The sequence below is a fragment of the Paenibacillus sp. VT-400 genome (assembly GCF_001029205.1).
GTDB classification, from domain to species: domain Bacteria; phylum Bacillota; class Bacilli; order Paenibacillales; family Paenibacillaceae; genus Paenibacillus; species Paenibacillus amylolyticus.
The window spans coordinates 652557-673133 of record NZ_LELF01000047.1; the positions used below are offsets into that span (position 1 = coordinate 652557).

General features: G+C 44.8%; 10 protein-coding genes. 7 read left to right on the top strand and 3 right to left on the bottom strand.

Going from position 1 to position 20577, the window contains the following annotated elements; translation table 11 throughout:
* Nucleotides 1-17: 17 nt before the first annotated feature.
* Nucleotides 18-956 (bottom strand): macrolide 2'-phosphotransferase, encoded by a 939-nt coding sequence (locus EL84_RS05255; RefSeq protein ID WP_047840949.1) that lies wholly within the window; start codon nucleotides 954-956, stop codon nucleotides 18-20.
* 431 nt (nucleotides 957-1387) lie between these two features.
* Here EL84_RS05255 and EL84_RS05260 point away from each other — a divergent pair, with 431 nt between their 5' ends.
* The 5 genes from EL84_RS05260 (at nucleotide 1388) to EL84_RS05280 (ending at nucleotide 9368) form a co-directional block, all read left to right on the top strand.
* The gene (locus EL84_RS05260) at nucleotides 1388-1744 is read left to right on the top strand and encodes a DUF3221 domain-containing protein (RefSeq protein ID WP_047840950.1); all 357 of its coding nucleotides are present in this window, start codon (nucleotides 1388-1390) and stop codon (nucleotides 1742-1744) included.
* A gap of 222 nt (nucleotides 1745-1966) precedes the next feature.
* On the top strand, nucleotides 1967-3412 hold the full coding sequence (locus EL84_RS05265; RefSeq protein ID WP_047840951.1) for a DEAD/DEAH box helicase: 1446 nt from the start codon (nucleotides 1967-1969) through the stop codon (nucleotides 3410-3412).
* A 246-nt stretch (nucleotides 3413-3658) separates the two neighbouring features.
* On the top strand, nucleotides 3659-4432 hold the full coding sequence (locus tag EL84_RS05270; protein ID WP_047840952.1) for a formylglycine-generating enzyme family protein: 774 nt from the start codon (nucleotides 3659-3661) through the stop codon (nucleotides 4430-4432).
* A gap of 370 nt (nucleotides 4433-4802) precedes the next feature.
* Nucleotides 4803-7904 (top strand): AAA domain-containing protein, encoded by a 3102-nt coding sequence (locus EL84_RS30725; RefSeq protein WP_047840953.1) that lies wholly within the window; start codon nucleotides 4803-4805, stop codon nucleotides 7902-7904.
* A 216-nt stretch (nucleotides 7905-8120) separates the two neighbouring features.
* The gene (locus EL84_RS05280; protein ID WP_047840954.1) at nucleotides 8121-9368 is read left to right on the top strand and encodes a TerD family protein; all 1248 of its coding nucleotides are present in this window, start codon (nucleotides 8121-8123) and stop codon (nucleotides 9366-9368) included.
* Nucleotides 9369-9513: 145 nt separating this feature from the next.
* On the opposite strand, the gene EL84_RS05285 is transcribed toward EL84_RS05280, so the two are convergent.
* Entirely contained in the window at nucleotides 9514-10926 is a 1413-nt protein-coding gene (locus EL84_RS05285; RefSeq protein ID WP_047840955.1) for a DKNYY domain-containing protein, read from the bottom strand.
* Between the two features lie 245 nt (nucleotides 10927-11171).
* Between EL84_RS05285 and EL84_RS05290 the strand changes: the two genes are divergently transcribed.
* Together EL84_RS05290 and EL84_RS31185 are read left to right on the top strand one after the other, a co-directional pair.
* Complete coding sequence (locus EL84_RS05290) at nucleotides 11172-13040, top strand: AbfB domain-containing protein (protein WP_047840956.1); 1869 nt, start codon at nucleotides 11172-11174, stop codon at nucleotides 13038-13040.
* 105 nt (nucleotides 13041-13145) lie between these two features.
* Entirely contained in the window at nucleotides 13146-13295 is a 150-nt protein-coding gene (locus EL84_RS31185; RefSeq protein WP_076252040.1) for a winged helix-turn-helix transcriptional regulator, read from the top strand.
* Nucleotides 13296-13368: 73 nt separating this feature from the next.
* Here the strand turns inward: EL84_RS31185 and EL84_RS05295 are convergent, their stop codons facing one another.
* Nucleotides 13369-20430 carry an InlB B-repeat-containing protein gene (locus tag EL84_RS05295; RefSeq protein ID WP_047840957.1) on the bottom strand — a complete coding sequence of 2354 codons (7062 nt, stop codon included), beginning with the start codon at nucleotides 20428-20430 and terminating at the stop codon, nucleotides 13369-13371.
* Nucleotides 20431-20577: the final 147 nt, after the last annotated feature.

Genomic DNA, 20577 nt, shown 5'->3' on the forward strand with positions numbered 1-20577 from the left:
ATATATACCTTCGATACTCAACCTCTCTTCACATCCCAGTTCGCAAGCATGCCTCTCGCCATCTCCATGTCGGACTCCTTTCCTGTAATCAGTGCAAACTTGGCAACAATCGCAGGATAGGCTGCCCACTGCTCCCGAATATGCTCCAGCATCTGGGGCCATGTTCTTCCCCCTGCCTTCTCATAACGACTCAAAAGCTCACGCAGCCCATCCTCCTGAAAGAGTGCGTAGTAGATGACAAAGTCCTTACCCGGATCTGCAATCTCCGCTTCCGTCCAATCAATAAGTCCAGTTACTCGCTGGGCATCATCGACAATAATATGCGGCGGATGCAGATCACCATGGATGAACGCCGAGTGCTGAGGCCAATAACTACCTACAGAAAGCCATACCGTCCAGCGTTCAACTAACTCGGTTGGCACCGTAAAATTCTGCTTAATCTCCTCTATATTGGCTGCAAATTCTTTGCGAGCTTCCATAGGTGTCTTGATCCGCACTCCACCTTTCTTCGCCTTGTCGGGATCGATGTTATGCAGCGTGGCGAGAGTCGTAGCCAGTGAATCCAGGAATGTATCCGATAAACTCTCCTGAGGGAATCGCCACACATACCCTCCCCCTTCGGGATCCACAACTGCGATCGGATCACCATCAAGTAAAGGATAGCCTATCAACTCTGGCGTGAAGATCCTCCAATCCGGTACTTGTGCGGGTATATTTCCTCGGACCACATCCAGCACCTTGCGCTCATTTTCGGCTCGCTCCCATACGTCTTCGCGTCGAGGCTGGCGCAGAACCCATCTGCGGCCTTCTTCATCCGTGGCGAATGCTACACGAAAATCCATACCCGACTCGTTGATCTCTAAGGATTCCTCAACGATAAGAAGTCCGTTCTGTTTTGCTAAAGATAATAGTTCCTTATGAATTTCCAAATTTTCATTCAAGTTTGGTTTTGTCATATCAGGTACTCCCCTTTTCATGGATAAAATAAAAAACACAGACATGTTCGCCTGTGCAGTTCATTTCGGATGTTGGTATACCTGAATGCTCGCAAAAAAATAGTAGTACATCAAAGAACCACTCCAAAGAGTGATTCTTTCACGACTAACGGCATACGTGTAAAATGGCAAACCGATCCCGATGAACTGCACACAGGCAGAAAACAGCAAGCGTAAACAGACGTTTTTCGCCACACTATCTCAATCGGGAAAAATTTTGCACACGTATCCCTCCGTTCAGTAAGTTACCCATATGCTAACATATTCCAAATTCCAGTTCCAGACTGAATCGAATGATTTTGGTTCTTTTTATTGATATACAGGAACTTCGTCGCCTCAGGTAACGTCCATAGTTATAGATGTATTAAAAAGGATGAGAGGTGAGTAACCCAATGTCCATTGTACGAAGATTATCCTTTTTACCAGTCATCTTGCTTCTGCTAACGCTCGGATGCGCAGAGAAATCCGAGGAACAAGGGAAAGAGAAGCCACATGTGCGAGGAATTATTACGGATTTTGAGGAAGAAAGAGGTCAGGTACTCATCGAGAATAAAGAGCATCACAGTGTTGATTCTGGACCGATTTGGGTCTCGCTCAGCAAGGACGCCGAACTCATCATCGAAGAAGAGATTGTCACCGTCTCTTTGGATGAGACACTCGTTGGTCGAAGTGCAGAAGTGTGGATCAATGGAGTTATTGCTCAATCTTACCCTCCCCAAACCAAGGCTGTGAAGATGGTCATTCATTAACACCAAGTATATACGCCGATACATTTCGTTTCACGTGGAACGTTATGATACACATACGAATAGCAACGGGTGGTTGCTACTAAAATCGGAAATGATGAAAACAATTTACACACTTGAAGCATTTACTCCGTTAGCCTGCCTGCATATAGAGTATAATGAAGAGGTATACGATAAATGTACGGTGCAATAATTGTACAAAAACTAACGCAAAAGAGGTAAACGATGAGCAAGCAACAATTTAAAGATTATGGACTTGGTGAAGAGATCGTAAAAGCACTGGACAGTCTGGGCTATGAGACACCAACCGAGGTACAGACCAAAGTTATTCCGGTAGCACTGGAGAATCAGGATCTTGTGGTCAAATCACAGACCGGTAGTGGTAAAACAGCTGCCTACGGCATTCCGCTCTGCGAGCTGGTGGATTGGAATGAGAATAAGCCACAGGCTTTGATTCTTACCCCAACCCGGGAACTGGCTTTGCAGGTTAACGAAGATATTACGAATATCGGGCGCTTTAAGCGTATTAAAGCAACCGCACTATACGGACAGTCCCCTTTTCATATCCAAAAAGCAGAGTTAAAACAAAGAACCCACGTGGCTGTTGGTACACCAGGTCGGGTACTGGATCATATCGAACGTGGCACGCTGCCACTCGAACGGATCGCCTATCTCGTTATTGATGAGGCGGATGAGATGTTGAATATGGGCTTTATTGAGACAGTACAGTCCATCATTCAGAAACTGCCCCAGGAGCGCGTAACGATGTTGTTCTCCGCTACGTTCCCTGAAGATGTAGCCAAGCTGTCACGCAAATACATGAACAAACCGGTGGAGATTGAGATCAAGGCAAGTGGACTGACAACAGCCACGATTGAACATGCTGTGATTAACATACCAGAGGTGAACAAAACCGCACTGCTTCAAGACTTGTTCATTGTGGAAAATCCGGATAGCTGCATTGTGTTCTGCCGTACGCAGGAGAATGTGGACAAACTGTTCCGTGTCATGGCTGACCTTGACTACCCAGCAGATCGTATCCATGGTGGTATGGAGCAGGATGAGCGGATCGAAGTGATGAACGCATTCAGACGTGGACAATTCCGTTATCTGATCGCGACGGATGTAGCCGCACGTGGTATCGATATCACGAATATTACCCATGTCATCAACTACGATATTCCTTTGGAAAAAGAGGGCTATGTTCACCGCACAGGCCGTACGGGTCGCGCAGGCAAAACAGGTAAAGCCATTACGTTGATCACACCGAAAGATGGCAGACGTCTGGCTGAGATTGAATCCTATATTGGATTCGAAATCCCTGTCGTGAAAGCACCTTCTGAAGAAGCTGTGGATCGCCGCAGAGAAGATTTTGAGAAACGATTGAAGATCGTTCCTGAACGTAAAAAAGACAAGCGTGAACAGCTGAACCAACAGATCATGAAGCTGAACTTCAACGGAGGCAAGAAGAAGAAACTTCGCGCCGTAGACTTTGTAGGTACCATCGCCAAGCTTGAAGGGGTAACCGCAGACGACATCGGGATCATTACGATTCTGGATAATGTGACGGATGTAGAGATCCTGAACGGTAAAGGCCCTCTAGTACTGGAGCTTATGCAGAATACAACGATCAAAAAGATGCAGCTCAAGGTTCGCAAAGGTCATAAATAGTTTGAGAAATAGGATCGAATAGATAGGGTACAATTTAGTATATTTTTTAAAATTGCTCCTCTTTTTATGTCAATCAAACTTATGTCTCCATGCCTTCCTAAACGCTCTAAACAAGACAAGCAGACCTGCTAACATGATGTTATGACAGGTCTGCTTGTGAATCGTTGTTATTGGATTGTGTATTTATTTCCATAAAGAATCATTCGAGTTCACATATCAACCGATACAGTGAACAGGGGGCTTCATATGACAATCGAAAAGTACGAAAATAACAGAGAACGATTTATAAATGATTTAATGAATTTGATGGTACCAATAGAAGGTGGGACCGTTGAATTACGCGATTATATTAATACGAATAAATGGCTGAGTTCTAATTATACATTATCAAACCCTGGAAGAGAAAGTGATAGAAAGGTTATTACTTGGACTGAAACGATTGAACCTTTCTATGTAATGAAGTATCCGGTAACACACCAGTTGTATCATTTTGTCATGCATCATGAAGAAGAAGTAGAACCGAATACGAATAGTCTGCCAATTACGGAAGTTTCTTGGGTAGATTCGCTTATCTTTTGTAACGAATTGTCCAGAATACATGGCAGGACTGAATGCTACTTAATCACAGGTGAAAGTCAGAACACTATATATAACCAAAAAGCGAATGGCTTTCGATTATTATCAGACGCAGAATGGCAGTATGCGTGTAAAGCGGGAACCAAGGGATATCGGTATGAAAGTATCGATAAGATTGCATGGCATCAAGAAAACGCTAATGGATCAGTTCAACAAGTCGGAAAACTGCTTCCTAATCCATGGGGGCTTTACGATATGATCGGAAACGTTTGGGAGTGGTGCTGGGATTTGTATGATGCTAAACGATATGGGGACTATAGAGTCTTCCGGGGAGGCAGTTGGGCTGAAGTGGAGAACAACTGTGGTTCTACGAGTAGAAGGAAAAGCATGCCCGATTTCAAGATAGATGACCTTGGCTTTAGAATAGCACTTACAAAACCATGAGAACACGCGTTGAGCATGAAGTGAATCGAAATGGATGTTACCCGAGAAGGGATTAAAGATTACCTGTCTGTAATTATCGCTGCTAGAGTGGGTGAATACCCTAACAATGAGTTACATAAAGAGATTTTATCACTTGGGCGGTGAAGCTATGCCTTTACGTTTTCTTCGATTTTAACTTCTATTCCCGTTGCTTTACCACAGAATTGCTCTGAACCGTATTACAAGTAGGGCAAAATGACTGACAGAGGAATGTCCATGGTATTATTAGAAGAAGTCAAATCGTATATGAATGTTGGTACATTAGTGTAGTGAAGCTCTCTAAGGTTGAAGAGCTTTTCTTTTTGTCTTCAGATGATAATGGGGGGAGAACATGAATAAAAAGAAAGATATTTTAAATGCTTGGATTACAATAGAGCAGCTATCCGAAGGATCTATTAAGAAAGAAAAACCGCTAAAGCTCTTACATACCATGGAAGAAGACTGGAATACGTTTTTTAGAGACTTTTTAATTAAACAAAAAGAACAACAAAATATAGAAGATAAGATCTATAAAAATTCGGGTTTAGTATTATATTTTGATATTTTCGAATTTGAAGAGGTTGTTGAAATATTGAGGGAGAAGCACAAAATCGAAAAAACCCACGAAGAAGTTAGTAAATCTGACAAATTCACCTTCGCTATATATTTTGATAACCAATTAGAATTTATAGCAGACAAATTATTCTTTACCATGAGCGGTTATATCCGCCAATATGGTGATTTACCAGAAGATTTTTCGAAATTTGAAAACTCATTTAGAGAAGATTTGAACAATAAATTTGAAGATGGATTTAACAGTGCCATTTCTGAACTTTTGCAAAAGTATAATGTTTCCACTAATAATTTTCGCTATGCATTTGTGAAAAACTTAGATAATGGAGAAGTAAATTTACATTCGTTTTTTATTGAAGATCTGAATAAAGCAAAGGTAATCACTACTAAAAATTTAGATCGTTATTTTAATGGCTTTTCGGGATTCAGGCAGAATTTAGATGGAAATAAAAAGTCAATTCATTTCAACTCACAAATTTTTGAGACAAACAGTTTACAACCTAAATATTACCCGTTAGGACGTTTTCCAAGTAACCCTGCTTTTGCACTCTCATTCATGCAACAGGTTGCGGTGAATCTAGCATTACACGATAAAAATGAGATTCGTAGTGTCAATGGTCCTCCAGGAACAGGGAAAACAACTCTGTTAAAAGATATTTTCGCTGATTTGGTGGTTCAACAGGCAGTGGAAATGGTGCAACTTTCTGATAAAACGATAAAAAGAAGTTTGGTTTATTGGCAAAGTGCTAAAATTGGTATTTTACCATCCTCCATTTCAGATAAAAATATTGTTGTTGCAAGTTCAAACAATGGGGCAGTCCAAAACATTGTTAAGGAGTTACCAAAGAAAGAAACGATTGCTGACGATTTTCAAAAGCAATTGGATGAAGCAGATTATTTCAAAGATATATCTAATTCTAAACTAACCGGTGAAGGTTTCGGAAAAAATCGTGAGATTAAAAGGGAGACTTTAGACGAGGAGAATTGGGGTGTATTCTCGTTAGAGGGTGGCGCGTCAACAAATGTGAACAAGTTACTTTTAAGCATAGAAGCAATTGAGAAAGATCTAGAAGATAATTATCAATCCAGTACAGGTGAAGGTGTATATCAAGAATTCTCCCGTCTCTATAAGGAATTGAAAATTGAAAGAGAAAAAATGCAGGAATATAGCGAGAAAATACATTCACTTCAAAAATTAAAAACTAAGTATACCAAGCAAAATATTGCTTTTGAACAAGAAGAAAAAAAGAAACGAACAAGTTTAATCACACAAGAAGCAGAAGCGACGCGTGAATTTGAAAGACTGAGACAAGAAAGTTTAAATCTTCAAAATAATATATCGAATGCTTCTATTGAGATAGAAAACCTAATCGATCCACAAGCTCAAGCTAAAAGAAATTATGATGTAGTCACTTCACAAAAACCAAGCCCTTTGTGGTTTCATAAAATATTTAATCGATCCAAAGTTGAGCAGTACTTCAAAAATCTGAATGATGCGAATGATCATTTAAATGATCTATCTAAACAAAAAACGAAATGGTTGAATGAGCGCATCCGACTCGAAAATAGGTTAAAAGAAACTGCTACAAAAAGTGAGCATATTCAAAAACAAACCCAGGACACAAAAGCAGACTTCGAACACTGGATGACTACTCAACATAACGCTTTAGTAAAATTGGTACAAGAAATTGCAGTACTGGAAAACCTCAAATCTCAAAGTGGCATTAAGGAACTAGATTTTTCACTATCCTATGATGAACTTCAAAAGTCTAACCCATGGTTTACAATGCAATTTCGTAAATTACAATCAGAGTTGTTTATTTCAGCTTTAAAAGTTAGAAAGCAATTTCTGTATGAAAACAGAAAGAGTTTGAAGGCCGCGAGGATTATCTGGAGCAAACCGTCTGAATACATTGGAAAAGAGAACGGACTTCAGTTAATTTCGGAATCATGGCAATGGTTGAATTTGGCTATCCCTGTTATCAGCACGACTTTTGCTAGTTTTGGGAGAATGTTTAAAAATCTTAATGAAAACTCAATAGGCAATCTATTCATAGACGAGGCTGGTCAAGCACTACCTCAAGCTAGTGTTGGCGCAATCTATAGAAGCAAAAAGGTTATGGTGGTCGGCGATCCATCACAAATACAACCAGTAATGACGTTAGATTCAAATGTGCTGACCTTAATCGGAAGAATTTACAAAGTCGATGAAAAATTTGTCTCTGCTGATGCTTCTACTCAAACCATTGTAGATGCCACAAGTCAGTATGGTTTTCAAAAAAATGAGGATGAATGGATTGGTATACCTCTTTGGGTGCACAGACGTTCGGACTATCCGATGTTTACGATCTCAAATAAAATATCGTATGACGATTTGATGGTACAAGGTAAATCAGAAGATGAGTCACAAGGTAAATCACGGTGGTATGACTCAACGGGGAAAGCAAATGATAAATTTGTTAAAGAACAAGCTGATTTACTGAAAAGTCTAATTGATAAACGTTTGCAAGAAGACCCGAATTTAGCGGATGAAATTTATGTTATCACCCCATTTAGCAATGTGGCTAATAAACTTGTACAAGTATTAGATGGAATTAACTTTACAAAACGAGAAAATGGAAAAACAACGAACATTGGAACTGTTCATACTTTTCAAGGGAAAGAGGCCAAGATTGTCTACTTTGTTCTTGGGGCTGACGCTGATAGCAGTGGGGCGGCAAGATGGGCTGTCTCTGTTCCAAATATGATGAATGTTGCAGCTACACGAGCAAAAAAAGAATTTTATATTATTGGCGATAAGAAATTGTATGCCTCCATCGGTAGTGAAGTAGCAAATAAAACGATTTCAATTATTGACGACTATAACAATGTTGTGGTCTGAAATGATCCTAGGCTGTACCAAAAGTAACAGCATTTTTGTGGAACAGGGGTTACCTTGAGTTACTTTCTATGAAAATGTCTGTCACCGTATATAATATAACTTCAAAGCGGGCAGAGTGCCTCACTCTGCCTAATAATTATTGAGTATGTATTGATTTAATGGCACTATTAAAGAGTCTATTTATATTAAGAACTGTTATAGAATGGAGTGGTTTAAATGAATCAGTTTCTTCAAATGGGAGCAAACACAACCCTGAGTGCTGCAAAAGGTAGCGTTATAATTAGCCATGAAATTTCTAATTTGATAGATATTTCTTTAACAGCATTCCTTTTAACGGATTCGGATAGAGTACAAGGTGATAGTGGAATCATATTTTATAATCAACCTACAACTTCATCAGGTGTAGCTACCCTCATGCCATCTGAGCTAGTAGGCAATACAAAAGTACATAAAATCAATTTTGATATGAGTAAAGTTCCTGAAGGTATTACCAAAATAGCTATAACCCTTACAGAGGATAACAGCACTGGATTTTCAAATGTAAAGAATTTAACAGCAGAGATCGATAGCGGAAAGACGATTATTCAGTTAACCCCATCCAGTTTCACCAATGAAAATGGAATTGTCGTATTGGAATTATATTTAAGGAATGGTCAGACAAAAGCAAAAGCAATCTGGCGTGGATTTGATTCCGGGCTTGAAGGGTTATGTAAACTTTACGGTGTTGAGGTTGAAGCGGATGAGCAGAACAAACTTTCCGAACCCCAGACTACTCAAAATTCAATAACAACAGAACCTGATCCAACTGTAACAGTTCCTGAAAATAAGAATAGTAAACAAACCTTATCGTCGATAAACCTCGAAAAGGTAAAGGGAAATATCAATCTGGTTAAAGGGCAGAAATCCGTTATCATTGATAAAACACCGGAAATTACAGCGACTGTATCTTGGCAGACTGGGACAGATTATGATATATACGCTTTAGTCTACACAAAGAATGGTGAGCAGATCGATGTAGCAATGTTTGGAGCGGCAGGAACCCCACCCCTCAAAAGTTATGGTAAAGGGATAGTTGAACATATGGGTGATGTTGGAAGAAGCAGCCAATCAACGAAGACAGAAGTTATTAAATTAAGGTTAAACGATGATATTCTTGCAGTTGTTCCTGTGGTTTATTCAGCTCAGTCCAATGGATCAGGCTCATTCTACAGATACAAGGTGTCCATGAGTATAGATAATCTGAATGGAACCTCCGTTACGATATCCGCTAAGAATGCAAATAATAACGATCGGATTTATACCTGTGTGCCCGGAATTCTTCATAATACACCAGATGGAGTAATTATTAGCCCACTGGAGCTTTACAGTAAACCGGATTCAGAGTTTAGACCTAAGCTCAAGATGGGATCTTCAAAGATGGTAGAAGTTGAAATGGATAAAGGCCCCCTAAATAATTATAAATAGTTTATCTGGAGATACAGATTAGTAACAGTAGACTCACCCTAAAATGAAGACAGCCGCAGTTTATGACTTGAAGTAAAGTCTTAGACCGCGGCTGTTTTAGGTACTGAAAACCAGTCTTTTTGAACACGCAATCTTACCGTTCAATTCACCTCTTCTTTTTCCGCACTGTACCGCCTTCCACCGTATACCGAAATAGCGCATCTTCGGCGCCCCCGATATCATCCGTAACCATAAACGTCGCTGCATCTCCCGACTTATAAACCCCACCCGTCACAAAGCTGAACACCACACGCTCATCTTTGCCCCAATATTGATTCAGCATGACAAATGTACTACCGCTCATACCCTTTACCGTGCGGTTTCCATTGGCATTATACAGACCATTCTGATCCGTGGCCCAACTCTGGGGATCCGCATCAAATAGATGTGTAAAGCTGACTCGATCCATATGTTTATTTGGTTTACCCCATAGATACACACGATTGGCATCCACCGCCCAACTGCCGGAAGGCGTTATTAACTCAAAAGTCGCTGCGTCTCCCCCCTTAATGATCTGAAGCACATCGTCCGGATGACCGAAAGGCTGACTTGTCCGAACAACCTCGGCACGATACACATGTTGCTGATCCTTGGAAAATCCAAGATGCTCCGTCCCGGCATAAGCTTCAAAATGCTGAGCGTCAGCTCCATCCACACGGTAACCATTGTAATACACATGTTTGCCATCACGACCAAAGGGTCCACCTAGTGACTGGAACGTATCCGGGTCTGCTCCTTTTACAGTACGCCACTGAAAATAAACCCGTTCATGGTCCCGTGCAAACTGCTCATCCAGCGGTTCAAAGGTAGATCTGTCCACTCCACGAACAAGGTTAAATACGCCCTTCGCTTCTCGATGAGCCGTACCGCCCCATTCGGTTCTATAAAAAATAGACGACTCTGTCTCATACCAATTGCCTGTGATCTGCGTAGCGCCCTCTGCACTGTGGGCATAATGCACATGCCACCAGCCATGTACGTCGGGATGATGTTCTTGCAGCCATGCCCTCACCTCATCCTTTTCCCCATTCGCATAACGAAGAGAGCTGGACAGATGGAACAGATGGTCCTTGTCGGTGCAATAGTCGTGATGAGCAATCACAGAGTTCGTATCGATATCCTCAAAAAGATGAAAATACTGGCTGCTCTTCACATATAAATAACGTTGGTCCTGAGCAAAGTAGGGCGTATCCGGCAACAGCCGGAAGCTTTTCGGATCGGAGTCAGGCACGGCCCGATCTTCCAGATAGATATACTGAGAGTCGCAGCAGTAATCTTCATCGATCACACGAAAAGCTTCCGTATCCTTGCTGAACAAACTAGCCTTGTTCTTGCGAGCATTGAACCACCATATTCCCTGATGATCACGCAGATAGGCGAAGGTCAACCATCCCTTTTGATAAGTAGAGATGACTTCAAAATCCTGAGCAGTAATGCCTCCCTTAATCGGAGCGCTGGTTCCATCTTCTTCATTTTGCAATATCACTTGAAGGTCCTCATCTACAATAAACTTGTTCATGACGGTCCACCCTCCAACCATGATGTGAATTCAGTCTAGCTTTATTTTAGCGCGTGTACCTGATTCTCTCTACATCATCTCATATGATATTTAGGAATATTTCCTCCGCTCTCACCGCTCAGCCATGATGAAATGAAGGTTTGTTCAGCAATGGATGGATTGTTCACTTGAAAAAGAGTCTAGCCGAACTACAATATAAATGAAAGCGCTACATTTTATCTGATATCTTTCGGGAGGTGTATGTAATGGGTAACAGGAAATCCGTCTGGTTTCTGGTCTTTGCACTCACGTTCACTCTGTTTGGACTTCATCCTGAACGAACAAGCGCAGCAAGTGTCACAATAACCAATGGCACCGATTGGCTCGACACCGCAGGCAACCCCATCCATGCGAACAGTGGCAACATTCTGCAGGTAGGCTCGACGTATTATCTGTACGGTGAACATGCGGTAGGCGGCAGGTTTGACAGCGTGAACGTCTACACCTCCACTGATCTGAAGAACTGGACTTTCAGCAATGCCATCCTGACGAAAGATTCCGCAACCGAGCTGGCCTCCAGCAAGATCGAACGCCCCAAAGTCATCTATAACGCCTCCACCAACCAGTATGTGCTCTGGGCACACTATGAGAACGGTACGGACTACAACCTCGGGCGTGTAGCGGTCGCAACAAGTAATACCCCGAATGGCAAATTCACCTATGAGGGCAGTTTCCGCCCAATGAATTATGAATCCCGTGACATGACCGTCTTTGTTGATACAGATGGATCAGGTTATCTGGTTACTGCTTCACGCAAAAATGGCGGTGCCAATGATACGATGGCTATTTTCAAAATGAATGCAAGTTACACCGGAATACAATCCTTCGAGGGCTGGCTGTTCGAGAATGCCTATCGTGAAGCGCCTGCTGTTGTGAAAAAAGGAAACCGTTACTACCTCTTCACCTCCCAAGCCGCTGGCTGGTATCCGAATCAGGGTGCTTATGCTACAGCAACTTCCATGACGGGTCCATGGACTGCGCTTACGCCATATGGCAATCCATCTGCCTTCGGTTCGCAGATTCATGATATTGCCACGATTACAGGCAGCAACACCACATCCTACATCTACATGGCGGATCGCTGGAATCCGATGAACCTCGGAGAGCACAAACATATCTGGCTGCCGCTAACCTTGAATGATTCGAACGGAACAGTATCACTGGAGTGGTATACAACGTGGAATATCGACGCAGTAACGGGTGTGGTAACACCGCCTCCTCTCGTCAATCATGCCCAAGGCAAAACAGCTACCGCCAGCTCCACAGCCTCCGGCTCATCTGCATCCAGTGTCAATGATGGCAACTACCAGACTTCATGGGTGGCTTCCTCCAATAGCTGGCCTGCCTGGTGGCAGGTGGACTTCGGCACACCAAAGACGATCACCGAGATCGACACGTCCTGGTTTATGTATAAAGGTTCCGAAGGGTACTACAAATACAAAATTGAAATTAGCAACGATGGTGTCAATTACTCCACCTTGGATCGCACCAACAATCTGACCTATGGCTTTACAACAGATGCTGTGCATTTCACAGCCCGTTATGTACGGATTAATATGGTGAACGCGGTCTTGTGGAATAATCCGGGTAACTGGTACACCCCAACCCTGCACGAGGTAAAAATGTTGGGTCCTGCAACACCGGAAGCCACAGGTTACAGTCGGTTCAGTTCACACAACGTTCCGGATCGATACATCCGTCATGCCAACTACACGGCTCGCGTGGATGCCAACGTCTCCCCTGTTCTGGATTCCCAGTTCCGCGTCGTACCGGGTCTTGCCAGCTCCACAGGAATCTCGCTTGAGTCCATTAACTTCCCAGGCTACTTTCTGAAGCGTAATGCCAGCAACAAAATTGTACTTGAAGCTTACGCCAACACCGCCGCCTATAAGGGAGATGCTACGTTCCTAAGCAGTCCTGGTTGGGCTGATAGCACCAAAGTATCCCTTCAATCGTACAGTCAGCCCGGATATTACATCCGTCATTATGACTACGTGTTACAGCTCGATGCCATCAATGCATCCAGCAGCTCAACAGTGAAGAGTGATGCCACGTTTGGGCGAACCAATTTCTAAGCAAGATAATTGGAGATGAGGATGAGCCATCTACATCTACAATTTAGATCTCGGGAAAGGCCGTTTTTCAGGGTTCAAAACTGAAGAAGCGGTTAACGTGAAGGTGTGATAAAACGAGTTAAGTACGATCAAACCCCGCCCAAAGTGGAGTATTACTTAACCCACCGAGATAAAAGTCTAATGCCCATTCTGGAGGAAATCTGCAAATGGGGTGTGCATAACGTCCCAGAGACACAAACGCTGCATGAAATATAGTGAGTTATGTAATATATGCAAAAAAGCCTACTCCGATGGGAGTAGGCTCTTCTGCCAGTCTGATCTATCCAAGTTATTTGAAATTAGGATCAAACTTCATCACGTTCATTTTACCTTGTTCCTTATAACTCACATAGATGTTATCGGTGCTGTCTATGGTGATGTCTAGCTGAAGAACATCACCAGCGGAGAATCCGGCAGACCCTACGGGTCTCCAATCCAAATTCTCGTATTTCATCACAGTCACCCTGTTGCCGTCTGCTGCATCTCGATAAGCAACGTAAGGCGTTCCTTCGCTGTCAAAGGCCATATCTATGCTTCCTTCTTGAGATGAACCGACCAAGAATTCGGGAGTACTCACCTTCTCCCATGCTGTATCTTCTGACGGAATGGTGTGCGGATATTTCCACATTTCAACAACGTTGGAGCTGCTGAGATAGATCATATAAGGTACGCCAGATGGATCAAGCGCGGATGCAGCATCCATATTCGCAGTTATTAGATATGCTTTACGATCCAATTGTTTCCATGATCCATCTACCAAGCTATATCCTGTTGCCACAGGGGTACCAGTTAACCTGAATGGAGCAAATAAATACATGCCGTTGTTTGGTAATGGTGCGAGGAAGGCTCTTAGACCTGCGAATGCCTCTAGTCTCGCTTCTTGTTTCCATCCACTACCTTCATGATAACTCCATGACATAAGCATTGACGGTTCCGCAGCATTACCGGCCAAAATACCTCTAAACATCAGAAAAGGATTATCATCCTTATCGAAGGTAATGAAGAAGCTATCATTAACTTTATCCACTTTTCTGCTCGTCTTTCCATCATTCCAACTGAAATCAGAGATAGTAGATACTGGTCTCCACCACTTATGTTCATCATTATAATTCTTAAAGCTTACTTTACCTGAGCTATTCTTATAAGCAACATAAAGCTTGTCCTTACTGTCTATTCCGAGCGATATAGCTGAGCTCCCTAATCCTCCCGCTTTTTCAAGATCGCTTTGATTGCCAAAGGACTGCCACTTGCCTCCCTTAAATTGCATCACAAACACTTCGTAATTGTCCTTTATATAAGCCACGTAAGGAGTTCCTTGACTGTCGAAGATGACATTGGACTTACTATTCAAATCCAACAAGTCACCTACTTGCAGCCACGATGTCATCGTCCACTTCGCGTACAGGGTGATGTTTGACGTCACCGGCGTCATGAAGTCGTAGGCGATCTCCAGATCGCGATCGCTGTACCAACCTTCAAATCGATACCCTGCCCACTTCAGCGCAGCAGGTGCCACAGCTTTGTCGCCAGTAACCACCGTCTGACTACCTACTGCTGCTCCACCGTTACTGTCAAAGTCCACCGTGCGGCTGTTAAATGTCCACTTCGCGTACAGCGTGAGGTTACCCGTCACCGATGTCGTGAAGCTGTAGGCTTCATTCAGTCCAGCGTCGCTGTACCAACCGTTAAACACGTAACCGTCCCTCGTCGGTACGGCAGGCTCCGTAGCATTACCGCCGGTTTGCATATTCTGTTCAGCCACCAGTGATCCGCCGTTACTGTTGAAGGTGACCGTATATATAGCCGTCCACTTCGCGTACAATGTGAGGTTATTCATCACAGGTGTCATGAAGCTGTAAGATTCATTCAGACCAGCATCGCTATACCAGCCTTCAAATACATGCCCTGCACGGGTCGGTGCGTCAGGAACTACTGCCGTGTCACCTTCACTCACGGACTGACTGCTCACCGACGATCCGTTGTTACTGTTGAAGCTCACTGTGTAGCTGTTCTTTGTCCACTTCCCGTACAGCATCACATTGGCAATTACACCTTCTGTGAAACCATAAGGTATCATCAATTCGCTATCGCTATACCAGCCATCGAACGTATACCCTTCCAGCATCGGAGCGCCAGGAGCAGTAGCCACGGCACCTTCATTCACAGTCTGTTCTGTGACCAACGATCCGCCGTTACTCTCGAAAGTTACAGTGTAGGTAATCGGTACATATACCGTCCACTTCGCGTACAATGTCAGGTCTCCCGTAACCACCATAGTCGTGAAATTGTAGGCGTTCATTAGCTCACTATCGCTGTACCAGCCGCTAAACACATAGCCGTCTTTCGTCGGAGGGGCAGGAGCCATAGCCTTGACGCCTTCATTCACTGTTTGGGCATCTACTACCGACCCTTCATTACTCTCGAAGCTTATCGTGTAAGGGATCAGCCACTTCGCATACAGTGTGAGATCCGCCGTCACCGCTGTAGCGAAGTCGTAAGCATTCGTCAACGTGTTATCACTGTACCAACCGCCGAATACATAACCATCTTTCGTCGGTTCAGTCGGCGTACTAATCGTGGCGCCAAACCCTACAGTCTGAGCCGGCACTTCTTCGGACCCACCGTTACTGTCGAAATTTACAGTGTAGTCGTTAATTGCCCACTGAGCGGTAAACTGGACATCTTCAGCAGGCATCGTGGTCGGAGGCGTTGGCGACCAACCCGTAAAGCTATATCCCTGCCATGTCGGAGTGCCTAGACGCAACAGCATCGTCGCTCCGAAAGGAACATTATCCGTTTTATTTGTTGCCCCAGAACCGTTATAATCAACCGTCATTTGGTATACATCACGCTTATAATATACCTTCAACGCCGTTTTGCCGTTGCTCGTGATTAGATCCGTCAGTACCGAAATGCTGTCGTCCCGCACGAAGCCATCATAGGATCTCGGCTTGACATCCGCCAAATTCGCCTCGGTACCCGTAACTCCACGATACGATTCCGTATCTGCAACCGTATAGGTGTCACTTCCGATATTTTGCAGCAAGTACACGACCTGATAAGGCGTACCCTCTCTCCCCGTCCACTTCGCTGTATACGTAGTATCCTCAATCGGCATTGTACTTGGAGCTTCTGGCGACCAACCGGCAAACGTATATCCCTGCCTTGTCGGCACAGGTATACGAGCAGCAATGTTCTTGCCAACGGCTTCCGTTAGCGAGATTTGGGGCGCACCGGCATAACCCCCAACGAAGGTCATCTTTCGATTCTCCGGATAGTAATTAACTCTTACGACTGTCGAGCCGTCTCCCTTGATTAATACGCCGCTTACCGTTCCGGTCGCATAGCCCTGCTCCTTAAACCTGTCGGAGCTGATTCGAATCTCTGTGTCCGTTGTTCCAGTCCTATTTTCAGTATCCACAGGCGGAGCCTGTATTCTGCTGTTCGGGTCTAGCACATAATACTCAACCGTATACGGCGTATTCTTGTTCGCAATCCAGTGCGCGTACAGTTTCCGATCCTCCGCAGCCATTCGGTTCGGAATCGTGATCTTCGTGCCGCCGGAAGCGGCCGTATACCAGCCGTCAAAGGTGTATCCTGGATATACCGGGGTGACCACACTGATTGGCGCGTTATAAGGAGCCGCCACAACCTGGGTCACTCCGCTGTTCTGTGGATCCAGCTGAAGGATGTAGTCACCCACTCTGGCAAGCCAGCTTAACTGAATCGTACGCTTGAGTGGCTCGGACATGAACGACGCCGGTGCCCCCTTCCAGGTGATAACCAGATTGCCATCACTCACCTGAATGTTCTTGTCCACCACTTCAATCATCCCGTTTGCTGCGTCATACTTGAAGTTTGGATTGTCCACCTGAATATCGAAATTCGAGCGATCATACGCCTGTTCATCCGTATCGCCTGTCTTCAAATCAAAGGTATTCATCGTGACCCACAACTCCGGTACAGCGATGGATGACGCAGAACCCGCCATGTTCACTTTGAGCGACTTATCCTGTGGATAGGCGAAGTCGTAGACGTTCTGTTCTTCTCCAATCGTATACAGTGGCCACTCTTCATCGACCAGCTCCACGCCGCCGGAAAGCGCTCCATCTCCTAATTGAGCGCCGAGTTCGACCTCCAAATAGATCCCAATCTCGACGAACAGGGCACCTAAAGACTTCGTGGTCTTCACCCCGCTAATATTTTTCAATTGATAATAGAAGTAGCCCCAAAGATTCACATACACACCGGGTTCTACAGCAAGCCCGATACTATTCAACTTGACGCTTCCAATCCCCGCTTTGACCTCCATATGAATACCAGCTCGTAAACCGATCGTCCCCATCACATAGAAGGTAAATTGGTAATCTCCGTCTCCCGGCAAGCTGACCGTATTGCTCGAACCACTGAAACTCAATACGCGCAAGCTAACCGAGTAGCGCTTCGCCATCTTATAGTAGAAATCTGCCCCCACCGTCAGGTTCACCTGGGCGCTGACCACAAACTCCGCTTCAAATTTGACTTCCACAATACCTAAAGCCACGCGTACGCTCTTTTCAAAAAGCTCTTTCTTGATTAACGGAACCCACTCCGTGTCTTGCTCCAACATCTCTTGATACTTTTCCTTCAACGATTCCGCATCTACGGCAGTATCCTGCACACCCGCCATTACCGCTTTAATCTGTGTCGCAATGTTCTGAACCTTTCCCAACCTGCCAGCGTTCTTCTCGCCCACCCAGTCATTCAGTGCATCATTTAACTTATCGTGTTCAACGAGAGCTATCTCTGCCGTGATGTTCATCCCGGTATAGCTATAAGCATCCAGATTCGCCGTAATTACATAATCATCAATGCTGTACCAGTAAGGAATCCCCCACTTTTTCAGCCAGTGCCCTTTCATATCCCCATTGATACCGAGGTCCAGGCTCATCTCCTGCACGAATGTACCCGTCATATGGATGACAAGATCGCTGTCTTCATTGATATTGACAACAATATCGGCACCCACTTGTAATGTAACGCTTACGCCTGAGGTTCGGCCGTCAATATTCTTCAGCCTCGTGCCGAGTGAAGCAAAAACGGTCAGATTCTCCACACTTACCCGGCTCCCTTTACTGGACGCTAGGGAGGACTGAGCCTTGATCTCCTGAATTTCCTTCGTCTCCATGGCGATGTCAGACAGATAATCCGCGGCTTCATTGACGAATCCGCTGTCTCTCGCTTGCTGCTCAATTTGCTCTTCGAGCTGTGCAATCTGTTCTTCCGAAAACAGATCGTCGCCGTCAATTGCTTGCTTCTGATAGATGTTGAAGGCATTTTCAATATCTTCAATGGTGGCATCTTCATACGTAATTACGTCCATCTCCGCCTCAGGCGTAATCGACGTAATACGTCCATAACCCATGATCTCAATACCTTCTTGATCGAATTGTCCATCATAAAAACCAATAAAGTCGCCCACATCAACAGTGGTCAGCTCATCCAAACCAAAGGGCTTGTACAGGCTGTCACTGTAGTTCATGGCAGTGTGCTCAACCGTGATGGAATGGTTATTGGGAATTCCATCCTTATCTGCTTCTATGCTCACCGGTAGAACATCCGGCTTGAACAACACTTGATTGGCATCTGCGTGATCATAAGTGTAGACACTTCCATCTACCGCCGTGATCTGGACATAGGCCACATCACCATCGTCTTCACCAGTCGTTTCGACTGTGCGCAGTTTGGGACTAACTCCCTCATAGATGGCTACGGTATCACCGACTTGAATTACCGTGCCAGTGCTTCCGGTGTACTTGAACGTTCCACTACTCGCATTCACTTCGGCGAGTGCATTTTCGCCACCTACCGTCGTAGTAACGACTGAAATCGCGGGCGAATCGACATCTGCTCCATTTATCACCATATCCGTGACATCCGTGAACGGAATGTAGATCATATTCGGATTGAGTGGAACATTCATGACTTCTTGTTTAGCAACGCTAAACACATAAATACTTGTCGTCGCGTCTTGGCCTTGGAAGGACAAGCTGTCATCCGTCAACGTAAGTTGATATGTGTTACCTTCAACGAACTTGCCGTTTTCGGCTGCTGACGATACCGTGAAAACTCCGTTCCCGCCAGAGACGGTAACCCCTTCGAATTCGGGATTCGCCGTATCCACGAAGTTCATCCCCTCTTTGACCTGGGATTCCGTTAGACTGCCCGATGAATCCTGCACCTTAATGGTGAAGTTCGGCGCGACATCCAGTACCGAATAGCTTGGTACGCTCTGTACTGCACGATCTATGCTATCCGTATACTTTGCATACAACTTTGTATCCGCGTTCAGGGTGCTGCCGCTTGCGAAGATGAGTGAAAGATCACTATCCGCAAACCACCCTTGGAATATATATCCTTCTTTTGTTGGAGCAGGTAGATTATTTAGCACCTGGCCTTTTCGTACCGTCTGCGCAGCAACTGCCGTGCCTCCGTTGCTCTCAAACGTGAGCGTATACGCAGTGGAACCCGTGCCTGGGTTACCTCCGTTATCTCCAGGCGTTCCGCCACCACTATTACCGCCGGTTGTTGGTGTCACCGGCGATGTCGGTGTTGGTGTTGGAGTAGGCGTCACCGGCGTTTGATTCTGATTTTTCCACGCCTCTACAACCGCGTTGTTGCGCATGAAGAGAACCGCTGCTTCCGCGCGAGTCGCTTGTGCACGCGGATTGAAGTTCCCCTTTTCGTCCCCGGTGAACACACCGGCTTGCCACAGCTTGATGACCGCATCAGCCGCCCAAGGCGATACATCCCCGAGATCGCCCGGCTCTGTCGTGACCGGATTCTCGGTCTGATAAGGGATCTGCTCGCTTTCGAAATACCGCAACGTCATCGTCGCCATTTGCTCCCGAGATACGGTAGCATCCGGCGAATATTTCCAATCTCCTGTGCCATCGGTAATTCCCTTCTTAACCGCCCATTCGACATATGGCGCATACCAGCTGCCCGCCTGTACATCGGCAAAGCTCGAAGTAGAGTACGCCCCCGCATCGACTCCGGCCATCCGTCCAAGTGCCGTTACATACATGGCACGTGTCATTGTCCCCTTAGGAGAGAAGCTACTCGCGTTCGTTCCGCTGAATATGCCCTTCTCCTGCACATGGACGACTGCATCATAGAACCAGTCGGTGGGACTCACATCCTGGAATCCAGTGGATGTGGTTACTTTTGTCATCTGCATCGGCAGTTCAGCCGCTACTGCCGATTGCGCTGGTAATAGGGGCACGGCAGAAACTATTAAGCTGATCACCAGCATCCACATCAGGATCTGCCGGCTTACCTTCCATCCCTGTCTTACTTTCTTCACTTTCATTCATCCCTTCTATGTATAGATCAAACTAAAAAAGACCTTCCAAAATTGGTTTCTAATCAAGCTAATCAACAAAGCCAGACTAATAGCGGATACCACTGACCCAGATCGGGATCATTGATCTCCTGCGAGTCAGTTCGCTCGGCACGT